At 48.4% G+C, this 397-nt stretch carries 2 pseudogenes; both read right to left on the reverse strand.

Annotated elements, in window-relative coordinates:
• A pseudogene (locus ACLUXO_RS10265) lies at positions 1–192 on the reverse strand (hypothetical protein); the annotation flags it as partial.
• A 45-nt stretch (positions 193–237) separates the two neighbouring features.
• Positions 238–397, reverse strand: a pseudogene (locus ACLUXO_RS10270) (5-methyltetrahydrofolate--homocysteine methyltransferase); the annotation flags it as partial.

Raw genomic sequence — 397 nt, forward strand, 5'->3', positions numbered from 1 at the left:
GTCAGTTACAGCTTTCAAGCCGACAGCCTTTTCCTTTGCAACCAGGTCGCTGATCCACTTGTCTTCTACCTTGGTCAGTTCTTCCTTGCTCAACTCCCCGGCCTTGAACTTGGCCCGGGCCTCCTTTAATTCCTGCGGCCGCAAGAAGGAGCCAACGATGTCGTAACGGTATGGTGCGGATAATTTAGTCATAAGTAATTTCCTTTCGTATTTCTCTTGTCTCACTAGCTTAAAGCTTTATTCGCCCCAAACTTCGTCAGCGACTTCCTTGATGAACTTCAGCTTGTTCCATTCTTCTTCTTCAGTCAAGGTATTCCCTTCTTCAGTTGACGCAAAACCGCATTGCGGGCTGAGGCAGAGGTTTTCCAAAGGTACGTAGCCGCTGGCTTCCTTCAAA

It is taken from the genome of Lactobacillus delbrueckii subsp. bulgaricus, assembly GCF_046938665.1.
Lineage (GTDB): Bacteria > Bacillota > Bacilli > Lactobacillales > Lactobacillaceae > Lactobacillus > Lactobacillus delbrueckii_C.